This is a genomic window from Monashia sp. HAY1-2A (assembly GCF_056755315.1).
On the sequence record NZ_JBNDHY010000737.1, the window covers coordinates 1 to 239 of the forward strand.

Here is a 239-nt window from a genome sequence, read left to right on the forward strand (position 1 = left end):
ACATTACTACGCGTCTCGTGGGCTCGGAGATGTGTATAAGAGACAGGTAAAGATATTCACTTCACCGAAAAGCTTGGCCACATAAGAATTGTGTGGATTTCTGAAAGTTTCTTCAGGCTTGTCGTTCTGAACCTGTCTTCCGTTCTCAAGAACAATGATCTGATCCAGCCACGGAATAATATCCTGAAGTTCATGCGTAGAGATAATCAGTGAAATATTTTGTTGCTTCACATAGCGGA

1 pseudogene is annotated in these 239 nt (G+C 41.8%); it reads right to left on the reverse strand.

Going from position 1 to position 239, the window contains the following annotated elements:
• Window positions 1-6: 6 nt before the first annotated feature.
• A pseudogene (locus ACPYOM_RS23725) lies at window positions 7-239 on the reverse strand (hypothetical protein); the annotation flags it as partial.